Genomic DNA, 308 nt, shown 5'->3' with positions numbered 1-308 from the left:
GAGGCGTTGGTTTGGACTTTGGTTCTGGGCGTTCTTTCTTAACGACCTTTTTCTGAGTCACTGGTTTCTTCTCGACTTTCTTTTCAACAACCTTTTTCTCTACTTTCTTGGGTTGAGGCTTATTGGTGATCGCTTTTTTCTTTGGCGTCGGTTTGGCTTGCTTTGGCTCAACGGCCTTGGGTTCGACAGGTTTAGGTTCAGCTTGTGAGACCGTTTCTTTGATTGGTTCTGGTTCAACCGGCTCTGTGGTGGTTTTTTGTTGAGCTGGGGAAGGCGTGTTCTTAGGCGTGAAGTTGATCGATACCGTG

General features: G+C 47.1%; 1 pseudogene. It reads right to left on the bottom strand.

Annotation, left to right across the window (positions count from 1 at the left end):
* A pseudogene (locus tag AB4512_RS24420) lies at positions 1–308 on the bottom strand (energy transducer TonB); the annotation flags it as partial.

Origin of the sequence: Vibrio sp. 10N.222.52.B7, assembly GCF_041474275.1 — a bacterium.
Classification (GTDB): domain Bacteria; phylum Pseudomonadota; class Gammaproteobacteria; order Enterobacterales; family Vibrionaceae; genus Vibrio; species Vibrio crassostreae_C.
The sequence above is the reverse complement of the archived record's forward strand: the minus strand, read 5'-3'. Positions and strand labels throughout refer to the sequence as shown.